Genomic DNA, 262 nt, shown 5'->3' on the forward strand with positions numbered 1-262 from the left:
CCTGGTATCGCAAGGCCGTCGACGGCGGAAACCTCGGTGCGATCTACTTCCTCGGGGTGCTCCTCGAGGAGCGGGGGGAGATCGCCGAGGCCGAAACTTGGTATCGCAAGGCCGTCGACGGTGGAGACCTCGGTGCGATGAACAATCTCGGGGTGCTCCTCGAGCAGCGGGGGGAGATCGCCGAGGCCGAAACTTGGTATCGCAAGGCCGTCGACGGTGGAGACCTCGGTGCGATGAACAATCTCGGGGTGCTCCTCGAGCA

General features: G+C 64.5%; 1 protein-coding gene. It reads left to right on the plus strand.

Features of this window, described 5'->3' with window-relative positions:
• A partial coding sequence (locus tag ACIBJI_RS40055) for a tetratricopeptide repeat protein (RefSeq protein ID WP_397088357.1) occupies nucleotides 1-262 on the plus strand: 262 nt, incomplete at both ends.

The organism is Nocardia sp. NPDC050408 (genome assembly GCF_044458905.1).
In the GTDB taxonomy this organism is placed as follows: Bacteria; Actinomycetota; Actinomycetes; order Mycobacteriales; family Mycobacteriaceae; genus Nocardia.